This is a genomic window from Campylobacter sp. US25a, assembly GCF_004379075.1.
Lineage (GTDB): Bacteria > Campylobacterota > Campylobacteria > Campylobacterales > Campylobacteraceae > Campylobacter_D > Campylobacter_D jejuni.
Genome location: NZ_RYYM01000111.1, coordinates 1 through 364, shown reverse-complemented (window position 1 = coordinate 364; position 364 = coordinate 1). Strand labels below are relative to the sequence as shown.

The following is a 364-nucleotide window of genomic DNA, read 5'->3' as shown; positions in this document are numbered from 1 at the left end:
CTCCCTATTTTTGCCACTTTTTAAACATATTTCTAGCATAAACTTTCCCTAATATATAAAAATACTCATTTCATACCCAAGTTAAATAAAAATACGGTATAATTTCATAAAGCACTAAAACCACAGAAGAAAACTTATGTCTAAAACTAATACACGCCCAAGCGAAAAAACAAAATGCACAAAGCCATAGAAACTTGGTTTACCAAAATCTACATAAGCAAAATAATCCACAAAGAGAAAAACGACAAATTATTTATCAATGTAACTAGCTGTCTAGCATTCATACTCTCAATCTATGGCAAAACAGATGAAAACAAAAGCAAAATGACACCTGCTGTTATGGCTTATATCAAAAAAACAAAAA

At 29.7% G+C, this 364-nt stretch carries 1 pseudogene; it reads left to right on the top strand.

What is annotated here, in order from left to right:
• Positions 1–174: 174 nt before the first annotated feature.
• A pseudogene (locus ELQ12_RS10550) lies at positions 175–364 on the top strand (hypothetical protein); the annotation flags it as partial.